At 73.2% G+C, this 19,260-nt stretch carries 12 protein-coding genes; 3 read left to right on the top strand and 9 right to left on the bottom strand.

All coding sequences use genetic code 11. From position 1 onward, the window contains the following. Positions 1-4: 4 nt before the first annotated feature. Positions 5-790: an electron transfer flavoprotein subunit beta/FixA family protein gene (locus tag AC5R91_RS24665; RefSeq protein ID WP_261569943.1), complete on the bottom strand. Its 786-nt coding sequence runs from the start codon at positions 788-790 to the stop codon at positions 5-7. Positions 791-1,356: 566 nt separating this feature from the next. On the opposite strand from AC5R91_RS24665, the gene AC5R91_RS24660 reads away from it, so the two are divergent. After that, positions 1,357-2,733, top strand: a complete 1,377-nt coding sequence (locus AC5R91_RS24660) for an NsdA family TPR-like regulatory protein (RefSeq protein ID WP_495393683.1) — start codon at positions 1,357-1,359, stop codon at positions 2,731-2,733. 191 nt (positions 2,734-2,924) lie between these two features. Then, positions 2,925-3,998 (top strand): endonuclease/exonuclease/phosphatase family protein, encoded by a 1,074-nt coding sequence (locus AC5R91_RS24655; RefSeq protein WP_495393682.1) that lies wholly within the window; start codon positions 2,925-2,927, stop codon positions 3,996-3,998. A gap of 5 nt (positions 3,999-4,003) precedes the next feature. Here AC5R91_RS24655 and AC5R91_RS24650 read toward each other — a convergent pair whose 3' ends face one another. Further along, entirely contained in the window at positions 4,004-4,780 is a 777-nt protein-coding gene (locus tag AC5R91_RS24650; protein WP_495393681.1) for an enoyl-CoA hydratase/isomerase family protein, read from the bottom strand. A 324-nt stretch (positions 4,781-5,104) separates the two neighbouring features. On the opposite strand from AC5R91_RS24650, the gene glgX reads away from it, so the two are divergent. After that, on the top strand, positions 5,105-7,387 hold the full coding sequence (gene glgX / locus AC5R91_RS24645) for a glycogen debranching protein GlgX (protein WP_495393680.1): 2,283 nt from the start codon (positions 5,105-5,107) through the stop codon (positions 7,385-7,387). A 120-nt stretch (positions 7,388-7,507) separates the two neighbouring features. On the opposite strand, the gene glgP is transcribed toward glgX, so the two are convergent. The 7 genes from glgP to AC5R91_RS24610 form a co-directional block, all read right to left on the bottom strand. Then, on the bottom strand, positions 7,508-10,066 hold the full coding sequence (glgP, locus tag AC5R91_RS24640) for an alpha-glucan family phosphorylase (protein ID WP_495393679.1): 2,559 nt from the start codon (positions 10,064-10,066) through the stop codon (positions 7,508-7,510). Between the two features lie 143 nt (positions 10,067-10,209). Then, positions 10,210-12,204 (bottom strand): acetate--CoA ligase, encoded by a 1,995-nt coding sequence (gene acs, locus AC5R91_RS24635; protein ID WP_495398050.1) that lies wholly within the window; start codon positions 12,202-12,204, stop codon positions 10,210-10,212. Between the two features lie 144 nt (positions 12,205-12,348). Then, positions 12,349-13,203, bottom strand: coding sequence for a sucrose-6-phosphate hydrolase (locus AC5R91_RS24630; RefSeq protein ID WP_495393678.1), 855 nt, complete (start codon positions 13,201-13,203; stop codon positions 12,349-12,351). Then, on the bottom strand, positions 13,200-14,495 hold the full coding sequence (locus AC5R91_RS24625; RefSeq protein ID WP_495393677.1) for a cysteine protease StiP family protein: 1,296 nt from the start codon (positions 14,493-14,495) through the stop codon (positions 13,200-13,202). Before AC5R91_RS24625 ends, AC5R91_RS24630 begins: the two co-directional genes overlap by 4 nt. Then, positions 14,492-15,946 (bottom strand): phosphoribosyltransferase family protein, encoded by a 1,455-nt coding sequence (locus AC5R91_RS24620; protein WP_495393676.1) that lies wholly within the window; start codon positions 15,944-15,946, stop codon positions 14,492-14,494. Before AC5R91_RS24620 ends, AC5R91_RS24625 begins: the two co-directional genes overlap by 4 nt. After that, the gene (locus AC5R91_RS24615; RefSeq protein ID WP_495393675.1) at positions 15,943-17,151 is read right to left on the bottom strand and encodes an HpcH/HpaI aldolase/citrate lyase family protein; all 1,209 of its coding nucleotides are present in this window, start codon (positions 17,149-17,151) and stop codon (positions 15,943-15,945) included. Before AC5R91_RS24615 ends, AC5R91_RS24620 begins: the two co-directional genes overlap by 4 nt. Before the next feature lie 288 nt (positions 17,152-17,439). Next, a complete protein-coding gene (locus AC5R91_RS24610; RefSeq protein WP_495393674.1) occupies positions 17,440-19,236 on the bottom strand; it encodes a glycoside hydrolase family 26 protein in 1,797 nt (598 codons plus the stop codon). Between the last annotated feature and the right edge of the window lie 24 nt (positions 19,237-19,260).

The raw sequence follows: 19,260 nt of genomic DNA, 5'->3' as shown, positions 1-19,260 counted from the left end.
CCCCTCAGATGAGCTTCTGCGCGGCGAGGAACTCCGCGACCTTCGTTCCGCCGTCGCCCTCGTCCTTGACGATCGTCCCGCTCGAACGCGGCGGGGCGGGCTCCGACGTGACGACCGCCGAAGCGGCGCCCGCGAGGCCGACCGCGGCGCCGTCGAGCCCGGCGTCGGCGGCGGACAGCGTCGTCAGCGGCTTCTTCTTGGCCGCCATGATGCCCTTGAACGAGGGGTAACGCGGCTGGTTGATCTTCTCGACGACACCGACGACCACCGGCAGGCTCGCCTCGACGAGGGCGTAGCCGTTGTCGGCGAGCCGCTCGATCGTCACCTTGCTCGCGCCCGGGTCCACCGTGACCTTGCGGGCCTGGGTGAGCTGGGGCAGCCCGAGGCGCTCCGCCAGCAGGGCGCCGATGACGCCGCCACGGGCGTCCGAGGCCTCGGAGGAGGTGATGACGATGTCCGGGGACAGCGTCGAGATCACCTTGGCGAGCGCCGCGGAGGTCGCCAGCGCGTCCGACCCGTGCAGCGAGTCGTCCGTGAGGTGAACGGCCTTGTCCGCACCCATGGACAGGGCCTTGCGGATCGTCTCGACCGCCTTGGCGGGCCCCATCGTGACGACGGTGACCTCACCCCCGTGCGCTTCCTTGATCTTGAGGGCCTCTTCGACCCCGTACTCGTCCATCTCGTTCATGACGTTGTCGACGCTCTTGCGGTCGACAGTCTTGTCCGCGGCGTCGAGCTTCTTCTCCGCCCAGGTATCGGGAACCTGCTTGACGGTAACGACGATGTTCACGCCTTGGGGCCTCCGTAGCCAACATCCGATGTCAGTGCTCTTGACATCGTCGCATCTGGGGCGCTCACACGCCCGATGATCGGCGGCGTGACGCGGACCGCACTGTGCCCCTGACCTGGACAGCCGGCTCGGGACGGGGATCGACTACACGCCGTCACCAAGACTAGTCCGTGCGCCCCGCGGCAGCCATACCCCGCGGTGGGCGCACCACGCCCGGCCAGTTCCCCCCAGAGCGGGACAAGGCCTCCCCCGCCGACATTGCTTTGCGGCGCATTTGTCCCGTCCGCTCCAGGATGCACGTGCATAAGTGTCATGCATCTGGATGGTGCAGATGACCTGACATCTACGTTCCGTGACCTTGTCGTGAAGCCACCCCCAACCGGCGACGAGGCACTAGAGGCATCGGTCCCTGGTGGGCGTGCAATTCGGCCGGGTTGTGCACACCCTCTTCCGTTGACAGTGACTGGACCGCTACTTTCTGCCTCAGGCGGGTTACACCGCCTGCCAGGCAGGGTCAGCACCCAGGGCACCGCCTGCTTAGGTCGACCTAACTCGACGGGGGAACGATGTCGAATACGCCGCCCGACCACTCCGCACCCACCTCCCCCTTCGCGCGTCTGCTGCGCGAGGCCGGGGTATCGGACACCAGGTTCGCCTGTCAGGTGAACGCCCGCGCCCGCCAGCAGCGCCAGATCGAGCTGGGCCTGGCAAGGACGACGGTCGGTCACTGGCGACGGGGCATGCGCCCGCGCGACCCCATGGTCGCCGAGTTGGCAGCCGCCGAGATGTCGGCTGCGCTGGGCTACCCCGTCCTGCCGGCCGACCTCGGCTGGCGCGGGGAGTCCTACCGCCACGACGACCTGGGGCTGTGCGGAGCGAACGCGCCCGTCGAGACCCTGAGCACCCTCGCCGGACTATCGGGGAGAGACATGCGGCGACGTGACCTTCTCCAGGACGGAACCGCCTTCATCGCGTCCGCCTTCGCCGAACCGGTTCTCTCCAGCCTCACCGGCGTCGTCGACCGGATCGTCGGCGTGCAGCCGCCGGTCGCGGGCGGCGGCGCGCTGATCCGCGACGTGACCGAGACCTTCCGCACGCTCGACGCCAAGTTCGGCGGCAGCGAGATCCGCCCCCAGGCGGTCAGCTTCCTGCACGACCAGACCCGGGCCGCCCGCGACAACCGCCCCAACCCGGACCTGTTCAGCGCCCTGGCGGAGCTGACCCAGTTCTGCGGCTGGCTCGCCCAGGACAGCAGGCGCGAGGCGCTCGCCCAGCGCTACTACATCCAGGCCCTCAGCCTCGCCGAGCACGCCGACGACGCCATGCTCGCCGGGCGGATCCTCTCCGGCATGAGCGACCAGGCCGCCCAGCTCGGCCATCCGCGCCAGAGCCTGGCGCTGGCCCGGGCCGCGCTGCGCCGCTCGCTGACGCACTCCACCAGCGCGGTGCAGGCCATGCTGTACGACAAGAACGCCTGGGCGCTGGCGCGCAACGGCGACGAGTCCGGGTGCCGGCGCGCCCTGGACAGGATGGACGAGGCCATCGCCCGCGACGACGGGGCCGGGCCGTCCTGGGCCGGCCACTACAACGCCGGCGACGCCGCCGAGTGCCGCGGTCACTGCCTGCTGCTGCTGAAGCGGCCGCGAGAGTCGGCGGAGAAGCTGGTCGAGGCGCGCACGCTGCAGGGCGCGGCGCGCGCGCGTACCCGCAGCTACGCCGAGGCCGACCTGGCACTGGCCTACCTGCGTGGGCCCGTGGCGGAGCTGGAGGGCGCCCTGGAGGCGGGCTACCGGGCGGTCGCCGTCGCCGGGCAGGTCTCCTCGCAACGGATCGCAAGGAAACTGGCCGAGCTCGACGAGGAGCTCGGCAAACACCCGACCGTCGCGTCCCGAGAGTGGCGCGAGCAGGCCCGCCCCCTGCTCCAGTCCGCCCCCGCCGCCTAACCTCCCGAATCTCCCGAACCGCCCACCCTCCCGACGGAGGCGGCCACTCGGCGTGACCCGTCCCTCACGTGACGCACTCCTGGGGCCTGCCTCGCGACGGCCCGGCGCTCCCGCCGGGCCGCGCGGGGGTCCCCGTCAGGTCACACGGGTCACCCACCGCTCGGATGCCTCGGCGCGCCGGGCACTCTGGGATGGTGACATCCGCGCAGGAGTCCGGCCGCACGGCGCCGGACGCCAAGACCGACACCGGACCGGGCGACATCCCGGTCGCCGCCCCCGAGCCCAGGGCCCGGCCGGCCCTCCGGGTCGGCACCGTCATCACGGTGATCGCCTGGGTGGTCGCCACGGGCCTCGCCCTGCTCGCCCTCGGCCGGCTGGTTCACCTCGACGACGGCCTCGACTGGCCCTACTCGGCGATCAACGCCGTCACCCCGCTGCTCTACCTGCCGGCCTACGCCACGCTCGCCGTCGCCTTCGCCCTGCGCCGCAACCTGCTGCTGATCCTGTCGGTCGTGCTGGTCGCCGTCCACCTGTTCTGGTCGGTGCCCGAGATGCTCCCGGGCGACGCCGAGGACGCGCCCCAGGGGTCGGCCAGGTTGCGGATCATGTCGGCGAACCTGCTCTACCGCAACGCGCACGCCGACCGGCTCGGCGCGCAGATCCGCTCGGCCAACCCCGACGTGCTCATCCTCGTCGAGCTTTCGCCGCTGACGCTGTCCCGGGTGAACGCCTCCGGCGCCCTGGCCGGCTTCCCCTACCGGGAGGTGCACCCGGACGACGGCGCGTTCGGCGCGGCGATCTACTCCCGGTTCCCGCTGCGCGACGCCGCCGCCCCGGTCGTCGGCGGGTCGATGTCGCTGCGGGCCACCGTCGAGGTCGACGAGAACCGTCGCTTCGTGATGTACGCGGTGCACACCATCTCGCCGACGTCCGGCTCCTACACCAACCGGTGGCGCACCCAGCTCACCGCGCTGCGCCACGAGGCCCAGCACGCCACCCTGCCGGTGGTCATGGCCGGCGACTTCAACGCCACCCGCGACCACCGCCCGCTGCGCAAGCTCGTCAGCGCCGGGGTCCGCGACGCGCACGACGTCGTCGGCGGCGGGTGGGAGCCGACGTGGAACGCCCGCTCGGTGCTGCTGCCACCGGTGCTGCGCATCGACCACGTGCTGGCCTCGCCCGCCTTCGCGGTCACCGGCCTCCAGGTCGGTCACGACTTCGGCAGCGACCACCTCCCGGTGATCGCCGACCTCGCCATGCGGTAGCGGAATCAGCGGCCGGTGAAGTCGGCCTTGCCGGGGCCGTGAGCGAGGAAGGACTCCATGCCGATCCGGCGGTCCTCGGTGGCGAACAGGCCGGCGAACAGTGCGGCCTCCAGGCGCAGGGCCTCGGCGAGGGCCAGCTCAGAACCGTCGTCGACGGCCTGCTTCGCCGCCGCCAGCGCCATCGCGGGGCCGGCCGTGTACCGCCCGGCGATCTCCCGGGCCCGGTCGTAGACCTCGGCGGCGGGGACGACGACGTCGGCCAGCCCGATCTCGGCGGCCTCGTCGGCACGCACCTGCCGGCCGCTGAAGATGAGGTCCTTGGCCCGAGCCGGGCCGATCAGCCGTGGCAGGCGCTGCGTCCCGCCGGCCCCCGGAATCACCCCGAGCAGGATCTCCGGCTGGCCGACCTTCGCGTTGTCGGCGAACACCCGCACGTCGGCGCACAGCGCGAGCTCCAGCCCGCCACCGAGGGCGTAGCCGGTGACCGCCGCGACCACCGGCTTCGGGATGCGGGCGACCACCTCGAAGGTGGAGTTCAGGTCGCCGACCCAGGCCGACGCCTCCGCGTACCCCATCGGCGCCATCTGCCTGATGTCCGCGCCGGCGGCGAAGACCTTCTCGCCCCCGTAGATGACCACCGCCCGGATCGCCGGGTTGCGGGTCGCCTCCACGGCGGCCGTCCGCAGCTCGGCGGCGACGCCGGAGTCCAGCGCGTTCATCGGCGGCCGATCCAGCCGGATGGTGCCGATCCCACCGTCGACCTCGAGCCGCACGACGCTCATCCAGGGTCCTCCCGCTCTGGCCCGCGCCGGGCAGGCGGGGCATGGCGACACCCGGCCGGCCGTGGCGATCGCGTGCCGGGGCCGGCCGCTGCCCGGCCTGGTCGTCGGTCGCTCCAGGGGTGGGTCGCGTCGGCCGGCCGGGCCGGATCGTGCGGATCGGTGGGTGGTCGGAGGTCACGATAGGCCGACCGACGCTGATCTTCATGCGATCGCGGCCGCGGGGGCGGGGTGGGATGGAGGCGCCCGATCGGCGCACCTGGGGCGGGGGCGTCCGTTAACGTCACCGAGGTGTCCGACGCAGGCGGCAGCACCCGCGCATCCCACATGTCAACCCGCTCGGGCGGCGACCTGCGCCCGGGCCGGCCCAGCCCGCTCGGGGTGAGCTGGGACGGCGCCGGGGTCAACATCGCTGTCGCCGCCCCCGGCGCCGAGGCGGTCGAGTTCTGCCTGTTCGACGACGCCGACCGGGAGTCCCGTCACCGCCTGCCGGAGCGCGACGGCGAGGTGTGGCACGGCTACCTGCCCGGCGTCGGACCGGGGCAGCGCTACGGCCTGCGCGCGCACGGCCCGTACGACCCGAGTCGGGGCCAGCGCTACAACCCGGCGAAGCTGCTGGTCGATCCGTACGCCCGGCTGCTGACCGGGGCGCTGCGGCCGGATCCGGCGATCTACGGGTTCGGCGGCGGCGATCCCTACGGCTACGAGCCGGACGCACGGGACTCCGCCCCCTTCGTGCCCCGCTGCGTCGTCGCCGGCCCCGCGCGCCGGGACGGCGCTCGCCGCCGGGGCAGGGGCCGGCACCCGGCGGACAACAGGCCCGCGATCCCGTGGTCGCGGACCGTTCTGTACGAGGCGCACGTGCGCGGCTTCACCCGCCTCCATCCGGGCCTGCCGGCCCGCCTGCGCGGCACCTACGCGGGACTGGCCCATCCCGCCGTGGTCGACCACCTGCACCGGGTGGGCGTCACCGCGCTCGAGCTGCTGCCGGTGCAGGCCTCGGTCTCCGAGCCGGCACTGCTCGAACGCTCGAGGATCAACTACTGGGGTTACAACACTCTGGGGTTCTTCGCCCCGCACGCGGCGTACGCGGCGACCGGCGACCCGATCGGCGAGTTCCAGACGATGGTCGCGACGCTGCACGCCGCCGGCATCGAGGTGATCCTCGACGTCGTCTACAACCACAGCGCCGAGGGCAGCGAACGCGGCCCGACGCTGTCCCTGCGCGGCCTGGACAACGCGACCTACTATCGGGTGGAGCCCACGGACCCGCGGCGCTACCGCGACGTGACCGGCTGCGGCAACACCCTGAACATGACGTCGCCGCACGTGGTGAAGCTGATCTGCGACTCCCTGCGCTACTGGGTGAGCGAGATGGGCGTCGACGGCTTCCGCTTCGACCTGGCCACCGCGCTCGCCCGCAACCCTGACGCCTTCGACCCCGCCGCCGGCCTGCTGACGGCGATCCACGCCGACCCGCTGCTGTCGTCGGTGAAGCTGATCGCCGAACCGTGGGACGTCGGCTGGGGCGGCTACCAGGTGGGGTCGTTCCCGGCGCCGTGGGCGGAGTGGAACGGGCGCTTCCGCGACACGGTGCGGGACGTGTGGAACGGGCGGACCAGCGGGGTCGCCGACCTCGGCTACCGGGTGACGGGCTCGTCCGACCTGTTCGAGCACGGCGGGCGGCGGCCGTGGGCGTCCGTGAACTTCGTCACCGCCCACGACGGCTTCCCCCTGGCCGACCTGGTCTCCTACGCGGAGAAGCACAACGAGGCCAACGGCGAGGGCAACCGGGACGGGGAGTCGGACAACCGCTCGTCGAACTACGGCGCGGAGGGCCCGACCGACGACCCGACGACCCTCTCCACCCGCCGACGGGTGCGCCGCGGCCTGCTGGCCACGCTGCTGCTGTCGGCCGGGGTGCCGATGCTGCTGGCCGGCGACGAGTTCGGCCGGTCCCAGGGCGGCAACAACAACGCATACTGCCAGGACAACCCCGTGTCCTGGCTGGCCTGGCCGGGCTCCGAGCCCAAGGCCGGACCCAGGGCCGGACCCGGTGCCGGACCCGGTGCCGGGGCTGGCGGGCGCGACCCTGCCGGACCGGACGCGGCCCTGCTACGGCTGGTCAGCGGCCTGATCTCGCTGCGTCGCCTCGAGCCGGCGCTGCGCCGCGAGGTGTTCTTCCACGGCGGTGAGTCAGGCCCCGGGCGGCTCGCGGACATCACCTGGTTCCGCGCCGACGGGCAGGTGATGTCCACGGCGGACTGGAACGCGCCGAAGGTCGTCACGCTGGTCGCCCACATCGCCGCGGGCGCCCCTTCGAGCGCCAACGCCAGCGCCACCTCGGACACCGCCTCGGACGCATGGCGCGACGGTGGATGCACGCCGGGCCTGCTGGGCGTGATCCACCCCGACGGCGCGGACACCGCCGTCACCCTGCCCGCGGCGCCGTGGGCGCAGCGCTACGACCTGCTGCTCGACACCGCCGACGAGGACCTCGCGGGTTTCCCGGCGACTCTGGCCGACCCTCGCCGAACCCTGCTGCCCGGCGCCGTCGTGCCCGTCCGCGCCCGCAGCGTCCTGCTGCTGCGGGCGCATCCTCCGGCCTGATCAGCCCAGCCGGGGCCACCAGGGTCGGCGCCCGCCGCGCCGGCGGCCGGAGACCGAGCGACGGGCGACGGGCGACAGGCGACAGGCGAGCGACGGGTTGGCGAGCTACGGGTTGGCGAGCTACGGGTTGGCGACGAGACCCAGCTCGGCGACGCTGGCGGTGAGGCGGTGGCGGGGCAGCACCCGCACGGTGTAGCCGAACGGTCCGGTGCGGCCGAGCGGGATCGTGCCCTCGTAGCGGTGGCCGCCCTCGCCCTCGCCGACGAGCTGCAACGACAGCACCTCCGGGGCGAGGATCCGGTCGGTCTGGTCGATCCGGCCGTAGGAGGCGAGAACGTCGACGTCGTCGGGAGCGAGCCCGCCGAGGTCGATCGTCGCCCGCACCACCAGCGACTGGCCCACCTGAGGGGTGTCGCCGAGTCCGGCGGAGTCGACGTTGAGCACCCGCACCCCCGGCCAGGCGGCGCGGACCCGGCTCTTCCAGGCGGCGAGGTCGCGGGCGCCGGCCAGGCCGTCGGCGGCGGCGGTCCGGGCGGAGACGCCGGCCGGCACGTAGTACCGCTCGACGTACTCCTGCACCATCCGGCTGGCCAGCACCTGCGGGCCGAGGCTGGACAGGGTGTGCTTGACCATCGCCGTCCAGCGCCGCGGCGCGCCGTCGCCGGCGTCGCGGTCGTAGAACCGCGGGGCGACGGTGTTCTCCAGCAGGTCGTACAGGGCCGCGGACTCGATGTCGTCGCGCCGATCGGGGTCCTCGACGCCGTCGGCGGTCGGGATCGCCCAGCCGTTCTGGCCGTCGAACATCTCGTCCCACCAGCCGTCCCGGATGGACAGGTTGAGGCAGCCGTTGAGCGCCGCCTTCATCCCGGACGTGCCGCACGCCTCCAGCGGGCGCAGCGGGTTGTTCAGCCAGACGTCCGAACCGGAGTACAGGAACCGCGCCATGCCGATGTCGTAGTCGGGCAGGAAAACGATGCGCGCGCGCACGGCCGGGTCGTCGGCGAACTGGACGATCTGCTGGACGAGCTGCTTGCCGCCGTCGTCCGCGGGGTGGGCCTTGCCGGCGATGACCATCTGGATCGGCCGCTGCGGGTGCAGCAGCAGCCGGCGCAGCCGGTCGGAGTCCCGCAGCATCAGCGTGAGCCGCTTGTAGGACGGCACCCGGCGGGCGAAGCCGATGGTCAGCACGTCGGGGTCGAAGACGGACTCGACCCAGTCGAGCTCGCCGGGGGCGGCGCCGCGCTCCAGCCAGGAGGCGCGCACCCGGCGGCGGACCTCGCCGACGAGCCGCTCCCGCAACTGGCGGCGGGTGGCCCAGACGACCTCGTCGGGCAGGGCGGAGATCTTGGCGAAGCCGGCCGCGTCATCGGCGAGCAGCCCCGGGCCGGGCTGGCGGTCGGCCAGCTCGATGACGGCCCGCGACACCCAGGTCGGGGCGTGCACGCCGTTGGTCACCGAGCCGATCGGCACCTCGGCGGAGTCGAACCCGGACCACAGGCCCGCGAACATCTCCCGGCTGACGATGCCGTGCAGCTTGCTGACGCCGTTCGAGCGCTGGGCGAGGCGCAGGCCCATGTGCGCCATGTTGAACACGTTCGGGTCGGACTCGACCCCGAGCTCCAGGATCCGCTCGGCCGGCACGCCGGGCCAGGAGTTGTCCCCGCCGAAGTGGCGGGCGACGAGGTCGCGGGGGAAGCGGTCGATGCCGGCGGGCACCGGGGTGTGCGTGGTGAACAGCGTGCCGGCGCGGGCGGCCTCCAGCGCCTCGTCGAAGCTGAGCCCGGTCTCGACGAGCTCGCGGATCCGCTCCAGGCCGAGGAAGCCGGCGTGACCCTCGTTGGTGTGGTAGACCTCCGGCGTCGGCGTGCCGGTGACGGCCGCGTAGGCGCGCAGCGCCCGCACACCGCCGATGCCCAGCAGCATCTCCTGCAGCAGCCGGTGGTCGGTGCCGCCGCCGTAGAGCCGGTCGGTCACCCCCCGCTCGGCCGGCTGGTTGTCCTCGACGTCCGAGTCGAGCAGCAGCAGCGGAACCCGGCCGACCTGCGCCTTCCAGATCTGCGCGTGCAGAGTGCGGCCCTCGGGCAGCCCGACGGCCACCTTCACCGGCACGCCGGCGGCGTCGGTGAGCTGGGTCAGCGGCAGCCCGTGCGGGTCGATGCCCGGGTAGCGCTCCTGCTGCCAGCCGTCGCGCGACAGGGACTGGACGAAGTAGCCCGCCCGGTAGAGCAGCCCCACGCCGATGATCGGCACGCCGAGGTCGCTGGCGGTCTTGAGATGGTCGCCGGCGAGGATGCCGAGCCCGCCGGAGTACTGCGGCAGCACCTCGGTGATGCCGAACTCCGGCGAGAAGTACGCGATCGCCGCCGGCGCGCCCGGCAGCCGCTGGCGCTGGTACCACAGGTCGGCGGAGAGGTAGTCCTGGAGATCGTCTGCGATGTCGGTGAGCCGGCGCACGAAGCGGCGGTCCGCGGCGAGCGCGACGAGCCGGTCGTGATCGACCTCGCCGAGCAGGCGTACCGGGTCACCCTTGGTGGCCCGCCAGAGCTCGGGATCGACCGACTCGAACAGGTCCAGCGTCTCGGGGTGCCAGGACCAGCGAAGATTCAGGACAAGTTCCCCCAGTGGAGCAAGCTGCTCGGGGAGCTGCGCACGGACGGTGAACCGTCGTAGGGCTCTCACGAAGACGTGAGCCTAGAGGAGTGCCGGTGACATGGGCGCACCCGGGTTCGACCTGCGCGTTACGTTCTCCGAACAACTCGTCGCCCGGCCGAACGATCAGCCGGAATCCTCCGGAATTGCACTCCCGAGACCGGCCGGTCTTGCTACTCGTCGTCGGGCGCGGCGGCCACCTTCGCGGCGAGGGCGGACATGACCGCGGGGTCCCGCAGGGTCGTGACGTCGCCGAGTTCCCGACCCTCGGCGACGTCCCGCAGCAACCGGCGCATGATCTTGCCGGACCGGGTCTTCGGCAGGTCGTCGGCCCAGACGATCCGCCGCGGCCGGGCCAGCTTGCCGATGCGGCGGGCGACGTGCTCGCGCAGCTCGGCCTCGACGGCGGAGTCGCCGACCCGCTCGCCCGCCAGCGTCACGAACGCGACGATCGCCTGGCCGGTCTGCTCGTCGGCCTGCGCGACGACGGCAGCCTCGGCCACGGCCTCGTGGGCGACGATCGCCGACTCGACCTCGGCGGTGGACAGACGGTGCCCGGAGACGTTGATGACGTCGTCGATCCGGCCGATGATCCAGAAAAAGCCGTCGGCGTCGAGCCGGGCCGCGTCGCCGACCACGTACGTCGTCGGACCGAAGCGGGAGAAGTACGTCTCGACGAAGCGCTTGTCGTCCTTGTACAGGGTACGCAGCATCGACGGCCACGGCTGCGTGATCACCAGGATTCCGGTGCCCTCGGTGACGGGCCGGCCGTCCTCGCCCAGCAGCGCCGGGCTGATCCCGGGCAGCGGCGTCGTCGCCGATCCCGGCTTGGTCAGGGTCGCACCCGCCAGCGGCGAGATGAGCACCGACCCGGTCTCGGTCTGCCACCAGGTGTCGACGATCGGGCAGCGCCCGCCCCCGATCACCAGGTGGTACCACAGCCACGCCTTCGGGTTGATCGGCTCGCCGACCGTGCCGAGCACCCGCAGCGAGGACAGGTCGTGGCGGGCGGGGTACTGCGCGCCCCACTTGATACAGGTGCGGATCGCCGTCGGCGCCGTGTAGAAGACGGTGACCCTGTACTCCTCGACGATCCGCCACCAGATGTCGTGGTCCGGGTAGTCCGGGGCGCCCTCGAACATCACGCTGGTGACGCCGTTGGACAGCGGTCCGTACACGATGTAGGAGTGGCCGGTGATCCAGCCGACGTCGGCGGAGCACCAGTAGACGTCGGTCGCCGGGTCGAGGTCGAAGACCGTCCGCAGGGTGTAGGTCGCCCCGAGCAGGTAGCCCGCGGTGGTGTGCAGGATGCCCTTCGGCTTCGCCGTCGACCCGGAGCTGTAAAGGATGAACAGCGGATGCTCCGCCGGCAGCGCCACCGCCGGGCACACCGGGTCGGCGGCGGCGAGCAGCTCGTCATACCAGACGTCGCGGCCGGCGGTCATCGGCACCTCGGCGGCGTTCTCCCCCGGGCCGCGGACCACCACGATGTGCTCCAGCGCGGGCAGGTCGCCGAGCTCGACGTCGACGGCGGCCTTCACCGGCGCCCGGCGCCCCTTGCGCCGCGCCCCGTCGACGGTGATGAGCACCTTGGCGTCGGAGACCTCCATCCGCTCCCGGACCGCCGACGGCGCGAAGCCACCGAAGACCACGTTGTGGACCGCGCCGATCCGGGCGCAGGCCAGCATCGCGGCGGCCACCTCGGGGATCATCGGTAGGAAGATCCCGACGACGTCCCCGGCCCGCACGCCGAGGGACAGCAGACCGTTCGCCAGCCGCTGGGTCTCGGCGAGCAGGTCGGCGTAGGTGACGTCGCGGTGCTCGCCCTCCTCACCGCGCCAGTGGAACGCGACCCGCTCGCCCTGGCCGGCCTCGACGTGGCGGTCCAGGCAGTTGGCCGACAGGTTCAGCTCACCGTCGGCGAACCAGGTGTAGAAGGGCGGGTTCGTGTCGTCGAGCACCTGGGTGAACGGCTTGTCCCAGGTGAGCAGCTCGCGGGCCGCAGCGGCCCAGAACGCCTGCGGGTCCGCCGCGGCGGCGGCCTGGTCGGCGTCCACGGGGCGACGCCGGCTGAACCCGGCCGGTGGATCGAAACTCTCCACCGACAGCAGGCCCTCCAGCGTGGCCTCCAGATCGGTCGTGTCACTCAGATCGGTCGTGGCGTTCAGACCGGTCGTGGCGCTCGGGTTGGTCGTGGCGCTCACGCCCGGATCGGTGCTCACGGTTCCTCCTGGACGAACGGTGTCTGGACGAAACGGTGTGTGGCGGGACACCTACCCCAGTGTACCACGAAGACCGGTCGCCGCCCAGGATCACGCCGGGGCGGCGGGAGTCGGATCGGGCCGGTCGGCGCGCACCCGGTCCAGCAACGCCGCCAGCACCTGTTCGCCCGCGACCGCCCCCGCGCCGGCGGTGACGGCGACGTTCGGCGCCGACCAGCCGAGTTCGTGCAGCTCACCGTGGGCGGGCCGGACCGCGGCGTCGGCGGCCAGCAGCATCGGGATGTCCAGGACCGAGTCACCGGCGGCCAGCAGCGTCGCCGTCCCGGCCCGGCGGACCACCTCGTCGACGGCCCGCTGCTTGGTCAGCACCGTCGGCACCAGGTACACCTTGCGGCCCTGCACCGACACCGACCAGCCGCCCGCCCGGGCCGCCGCGGTGACGCCGGTCAGGTCCGGGATGGCGGGCCGGTCGTGGGCGACGAGGTAGACGAACAGGTCGTCGGCGGCGCGGACCGTCCGGGCCCAGCCGCCGGCGGCGAACCGTTCGGCGAGCGCCAGCATCTCGGTCAGCGGCGCGCAGGCGGCGGCCACCTCGGCCGCGATCCCGGCCGCCCACGCCGGATCGGGTTCTCCGTCGACGAGCAGGTGCCCGCCGTTGGCCGCGATCGCGTACCGCGGCCGGATGCCGAGGTCGACGCGGCGGTACTGGGCGAGCGTGCGGGTGGTGACGGGGACGACGACGGCGCGGCGGTGCAGCTCGGCCAGCAGCGTGAGCTCCCGAGCCGTCGCGAAGGACAGCGGGGCGCCGTCGAGCCGCTCGACCTCGACCAGCTCGGGCTCGACCAGCTCGGATTCGGCGGTGCCGGCCGGCAGCAGCGAACGCCGGGAGAAGATCAGCGTCTTGTCCAGGTCGAGTGCCACCAGGTGGCCGGCTCCCGCCGTCACGAGGCGTCCGAGGGGCCTGCGGGGCCTGCAAGATCCGAGGAGCCTGGGAGATCCGAGGAGCCTGGGAGATCCGAGAGCGCGGGGACCGCCGGCAGGTCCGGCAGGTCCGGGACGTCCGGGCGCCAGCGCGCGTTCGGGGTGTGGAACACCGGCGCCGCGCCGACCGGACGAACCAGCCCCACGCACGAGAACGGCAGGTCGGCCATCTCCTCGACGGGAACGCCGCGGTCGGCGGCCAGCGCCAGGACGTGGGGCAGCTCGTTGACGCGGTCCGGGGCGACCAGGATGCGCCACGGCACCCGGCGCAGCAGCACTCGGGTCGTCTCGCCGACCCCGGGCTTCACCATGATCACGTCCGGGATGTCGTAGGTGGCGGCGATGCGCTCCACCGCCGCCCAGCCGGCCCAGGTAGGCCGCCGGTCGCCCGCCCACAGCCGCGGCCAGGTCTCGGCGACCTCGTCCGCGACCGCGTCGAACTGCGCGACGACCGTGTCGATGAAGTGCCGGGACAGGTCGTGCGGCGCGAGCTCGCCGTAGAACTTCGCGCCGTGGAAGTCGTCCGGGCCGATGTGCTCGGCGTTGAGGACGGTCCGGCTGACCAGCCCGCTGACCGTGGAGTTCAGACAGGCGCTCGGGATGAGGAAGTCGTCGCGGGTGCCGTACAGCGGCACGCACCGCGCCGGATCGGCGAGCACGGCGAGGGTGTCGTCGAGCCCGAGACCCGCGACCGCCTCGCTGAGCACCCGCGTCATCACGCCCTTGCCCGTCCAGCCGTCGACGAACTGGATCGCCTCGCGATCGAACCGGTCGGTCAGGTAGCGCACGGCGTTCATGTCCACCCCCCGATCCTTGATCACGGAGATGGCGTGGTGCGGGGTGTCCAGGCCGTGCCGCCAGCCGTACCAGCGGCGCATCAGGATCCCGACCGGCGTCCCGGCCCGGGCGATCGAGGCCAGGACCGGCTCGGGCTTCGTGACCCGGACGAGCTCGGCGACCAGCCCCGTGGCCAGCGCCACCCGCCGGGCCGAGCGTTCCAGCGCCTGGTGGTAGAGGCGCAGGTAACCGGCGTCGGGCTGGTACTCGACGGGCAGGTCCTCGGAGTAGTGCCGGCCGGCCTGCATCGCCTCCTCGCGGTCCTCGGTGGGCCGTTCGAGGTCCACGGCGCTCAGATCGGTGAGCAGGAAGGTGACGTCAGCCGGGTCGTACGAGCCCGAGCCGATCGTCCCCGCGAGCGCGGGGTCGCCCGGCCGCCCGGCCACCGGCGTCGCCGGCCCGGAACCCGTGGCGCTCATCGGGCCTGCTCCGGCCGGGCCGGGCGGTAGGCGGGCAGGGTGAGCACGGTGACCGGGGCGCAGCGGCGCAGCTCGGCGACGAGGCCCGCCGGGTCGGCGACCGGCACGGGCGAGGCGGCGTCCGCGCCGGAGTCGACGATCAGGACTATGTCGTCGTAGGCGCCGGGACGGACGTTGTAGACATGGCTGACCCGGCTCGGGTCGTCCGGCGCCGGGAACGTGAGCGCCGCCCGGATGGCGTAGCCCTCGACGTCGACCGGATGGACCGGCGAGCGGGTCGTCGACTGGTAACGGACCTCGCCGAAGCCGGCGGCGGCCAGCGTGTCCGCGATTCGCATCGGGGTGTACATCAGTTCCTCCGTCCCGAGGACGAGTGTGCGGCCGTCCGGCCGGGTCAGCGCCGCGCGCACGGCGGCGGCGACCGGTGCCAGGGCGTCGTCGAGCCGGCGCCGATGCGCTGGCGACCAGCCGTACCGGCCGCCTTCGGGCAGGTCCGCCGGCCAGTCCGCGGCCAGCCACCGAACCGGATGGCCGGCCTGGGCGGGCGGCGGCACCTGAGCGGGTAGCGCGATCGCGTCGGACGGCGAGGGCCCGGCGGGCTCCGTGACAGCGGCAGGCGGCGGCACCTGAGCAGGCGGCGGCATCTGAGCAGGCGGCGGCATCTGAGCAGGCGGCGCGGCCCCGGCGAGGCGGGCGCGGATGCTCGCCGCCCGGTCGGCGATCTCGGGCGGCACCGTGACGGTGGCCGCGATCAGGGCGACGACCTCGATCCGGACGCCAAGCTCGGCGGCGAGGTCGGCGAACGCCGTGCGGGCCGCGGCCGGCCGGGCGTCGACGAGGGTCGCCACCACGTAGCGCCCGCGGGGGGCGTGGGCGTGCAGGATGCGGATCGTGCCGAGAGCGGTCCGGCCGGTGGACAGCTCGTCGTCGACGAGCACGATCGGCTCGCCGCCGCGCAGGATCGCCGGATCCTCGGGAACCAGCCAGTGGTGGGAGGCGTGCGAGTGCGACTCGGTGAACTCCAGCACCGGCGGCACTCCGGGCAGGTCCCGCCGGGTGGTGTGCAGGTAGTGGCTGCCCGGCAGGCCGTCGGCGACGGCGTGGCCCAACGCCGTCGCCGTCTCGCAGTAGCCGATGACGAGCGGCCCCGTCCGGGTGCCGCCGCCGTGGTGGGCGGCGACGGCCGCGCCGTCGGCGGGGAAGTCGGGCAGAGTCCGTACCAGCGCCGCGAGGTCCGCGCCGGCGGCCAGGCCGGCACCCGGCGCGACCGGCAGGTGCTTGCCGAGCACCCGGCTGACCAGCAGGTGGGCGCGGCGCGGGTTGCGCCGCAGGGCCAGCCCGACCAGCGCGTCGAGGCCCCCGCCGCGCACGTCCGCGCTGACCTCGACGGCGAGCCCCAGCTCCGCCCACAGCCAGCCCGGGTCCGCCGGCAGCGGTGTCGTCGTGGTCATCGGGCGGTCCCCACTCCGCCGTGACCGCGGGTGGCCGCCAGCACCTCGACGAAGGTGTCCCCCTCGCGCAGGACCCCGAACGCCCTGGCCCGGCGCAGCACCGCCTCGGCCCAGGCCCGGTGCGGGCGCAGCTCGTTCATCTTGTTCGCGTAGCTGCTCGGGCGGACCCCGCCGGAGTCCCCGGCGAGGATCGTCTCGGCATCGGTGTACTCCTCCTGGCTGACGACGTGCAGCGCGTGCACGGCCGGGATGTGGCTGGGATGGATCACGGTCTTGCCGATCAGGCCGTTGGCCCTGTCCAGGACGACCTCCCGGATCAGCCGGTCGAGGTCGGCCGAGACCAGCGCGCTGCGCATCCGGATCGCCTCCTGGCTGCCGTCGACCCGGTCGGCCTGCGCGAACGGGGTCACCCGCAGCGAGCTGACGAACAGGCGCTCCGGCTGGGCGAAGTACTCCCACACCGGGCCGGTGACGATGTGATCGCCGCCGCGGGCGCAGATGTTCACGATGTCGGCGATGCAGTCGCGGACCACGGCGATGTCGTAGATCGTCAGGTCCCGGTCCCGGCGCAGCCCGAACAGCCCGCACAGGTCGGTGGCGCCGAGCCGGATCGCGAGAACCTGCTCGGCGTGCTTGTCGACCAGGCGCCGCACGGCCGTGAGCGCCTCGACGCGGGTCTCCCTATTGATCACCGGCGGGCTTTCCAGCACCGGCATCGCCCACAGCGGCCGGCCGACGACGTCGGATGCCCGCAGCACCGCCTCCAATGCCGCCTCGCCGCCCTCCTCGGCGAACTTGGGCAGGACGAACCCGCCGAGGCAGCGGGCCCCGCCCGGACCGAGCCGCGCGATCAGGTCCGGGATCTGCCCGACGGCGCGCACCCGGACGAACAGCAGGGGCAGCCCGTCGCCGGAGCGCGGCGGGTCGTCGGCGAGCGAGCGCAGCGCCGCGACGACGTTGGCCTCGGCGTCGGCCACCTCGGTGTCGGCGATCGAGTCCTCGAGACAGAGCACCATCGAGTTCACCCCGGCCGCGGTCTGCCGGCGCACGTCGGACGCCAGGCGGGGCCTGGTGCCCGGCGCGTACAGCGTCGCGCCGAGCGCGGTGGCCAGCAGCCGGCGGTCCCCGTCGACGGCGATCTCCTCCGGCGGCCGGTGGAACAGGGTCTCGATCGTCTCGTCGTCGAGGAAGGCGAAGTGGCGCAAGCGACGTTCCCCTCGTGAAAGGCGGCGGCGTCGCTCGACCAAGGTCCCCGGTTCGGTGGGCGCCGGCCGGAGTTGCAAGATCGTCAAACGTCGCCTTTCGGGTGACGGTACCTGCCCGGGGGCGTCTGACGACAGACAACGACAACCGTCAGTCAGCCGACATTCGGCGGTCACCCTGAGGTCATCGGCAGGCAGCCGACCTGCGACGGAGCAACCCTCAACGGGTCGGGCCGGGACGGATCTCTCCGTCCCGGCCCGACGATCTGCCGTTGACCAGCCCTGCGCCGGTCAGCTTGCTCCGGTGCCGAAGAGCTTCTTGTACTCGGCGGCGGACTTCGGGTTCTGACCGCCGTTCGTGATCGTCGAGCAGACGTTGCCGGGGGTGGGATCGCTGAAGTAGGCGTCGTAGCCCATCACGTCGCCGGCCGCCTTGAACGTCTCGAACATCTTCTGGATGTAGAACGGGTTGTCGCCGCCGCCGTCACCGCTGCAGGAGGCCACGCCCCATTCACCGACCCCGACCTTCTTGCCGTGCTCCCGGGCGAACCGGATCACGTAGCACAGGCCGTTGACGTCCTCGCACTGCTTGTTCCACGTCGCGTCGTCCTTCGACGGCGGGAAGTGGTCGTAGGCGTCGATGCCGACGTAGTCGACGTACTCGTCGCCCGGGTAGGCGCTCCACGGGCTGTTGCCGGTGGGCACCGGCGAGTTGTGCGCGTTGAACGTCCAGTCGATCTTGACTTGCGGGTCGGTGGACTTGATGGCCGCCGCGATCTTCTGGAAGCAGGTGCGGAACGTCGTCGCGTCGGCGTCGGTGTGCCAGTACATGAACGTGCCGTTGAACTCCCAGCCGATCCGGACGATGGAGTCGCCCCGGCCGTGGGAGACCAGGAAGCTGCCCAGCTTCTTCCACTGACCGTCGTACTCACCGCGGGCGCAGGCCCCGTTGTCGCCCTGGCCCTTGGGGTAGGTCGGCTCGCTGATCAGCAGCTTGCCGGCGAACCCCTTGAACAGGTCGACCGGCCAGGCCGGCTCCACGAGCCCGCCCCAACCCGAGGTGCGGTCGGTGTAGACGTGGACGAGGTCGTTGGGCCGCCCGCGCCAGTTGCCGAACTCCGTGAGCTGCGCGAGCTGGTGCGACTGGAACCCGGACAGCCAGGGCAGGCCCGACTTGGCCCCGCCGGCGTCGATCTCCGGCGCACCGCCGGCAGCCGGGGCAGCCGGGGCGGCCGCGCCGGTCGTGGGGGTCGGGCTTGCCGGCGGGACCGTCGGCAGCCCGGCGGCCGACGGCGAGGCGGCCGAGGCGGCCGAGGCCGACGGCGAGGCTGCGCCGAACTGCCGGCGCCCCCCCTTGCCCTCGGCGGCGGTCGGGCTCGCGGTCAAGCTGGGCGACGCGGTGACGTCGGCGGTGGGTGACGGCTGCGGCGCGGCGCTCGGCGTCGGCGATCCCGCGGCGTCCGGACTCGGCGACACGGTCGGCGTCGCGGCGCCGGGGCTCGCCGAGGCGGCGGTGCCCGTGGTGTCCGTCGCGGTGGTGGTACCCGTCGCGCTGGTGGTACCCGTCGCGCTGGTGGTGTCGGAGTGCTGCACGGGGACGTCGGGCAGGGCCGGCGCCTCCTTGAACTCCTTCGCCGCCGCCTCGGGGCCGGTCACGTCGAGGGCGTCGGCGGCGGTGGCGCCACCCTGGGTCGCCTTGACGTTGACCGTGCCCTTGAAGTCCGCCGGTACCCGGAAGCCCAGGATGAAGCGACCGTCGGCGTCCGCCTTGGTCAGCGCGCTGCCGCCCAGGCTGGTGGTCTCGGCGGCAACGGTGACGTCGTCACCGGCGGCGAAGTCACGACCGCCGACGAGCACGATGTCCTCGTCGAACAGGACCAGCGTGATGCGGCTGCGGGCCTGCGGGGTCATCGTGGAGATCGGGACCCCGGGCTGGACGGTGTTCGCGGTCTCGGTCGAGGCCGTCGGGCTGGCGCTCGGCGAGACCGCGCTCGGCGGCGTCGGGGACGGCTGGGGACTCGGCGTCTCGCCCGCGGCCTGCGCCAGCGGGGTGACCGCCCCCAGCAGTCCGAGGACGAACACCGACACCAGGCCCAGCCGGGCACCGGTACG

The organism is Frankia sp. BMG5.60 (assembly GCF_059428125.1).
Note: the sequence above shows the minus strand (reverse complement) of the source record. Positions and strands in the feature narration are given on the sequence as shown.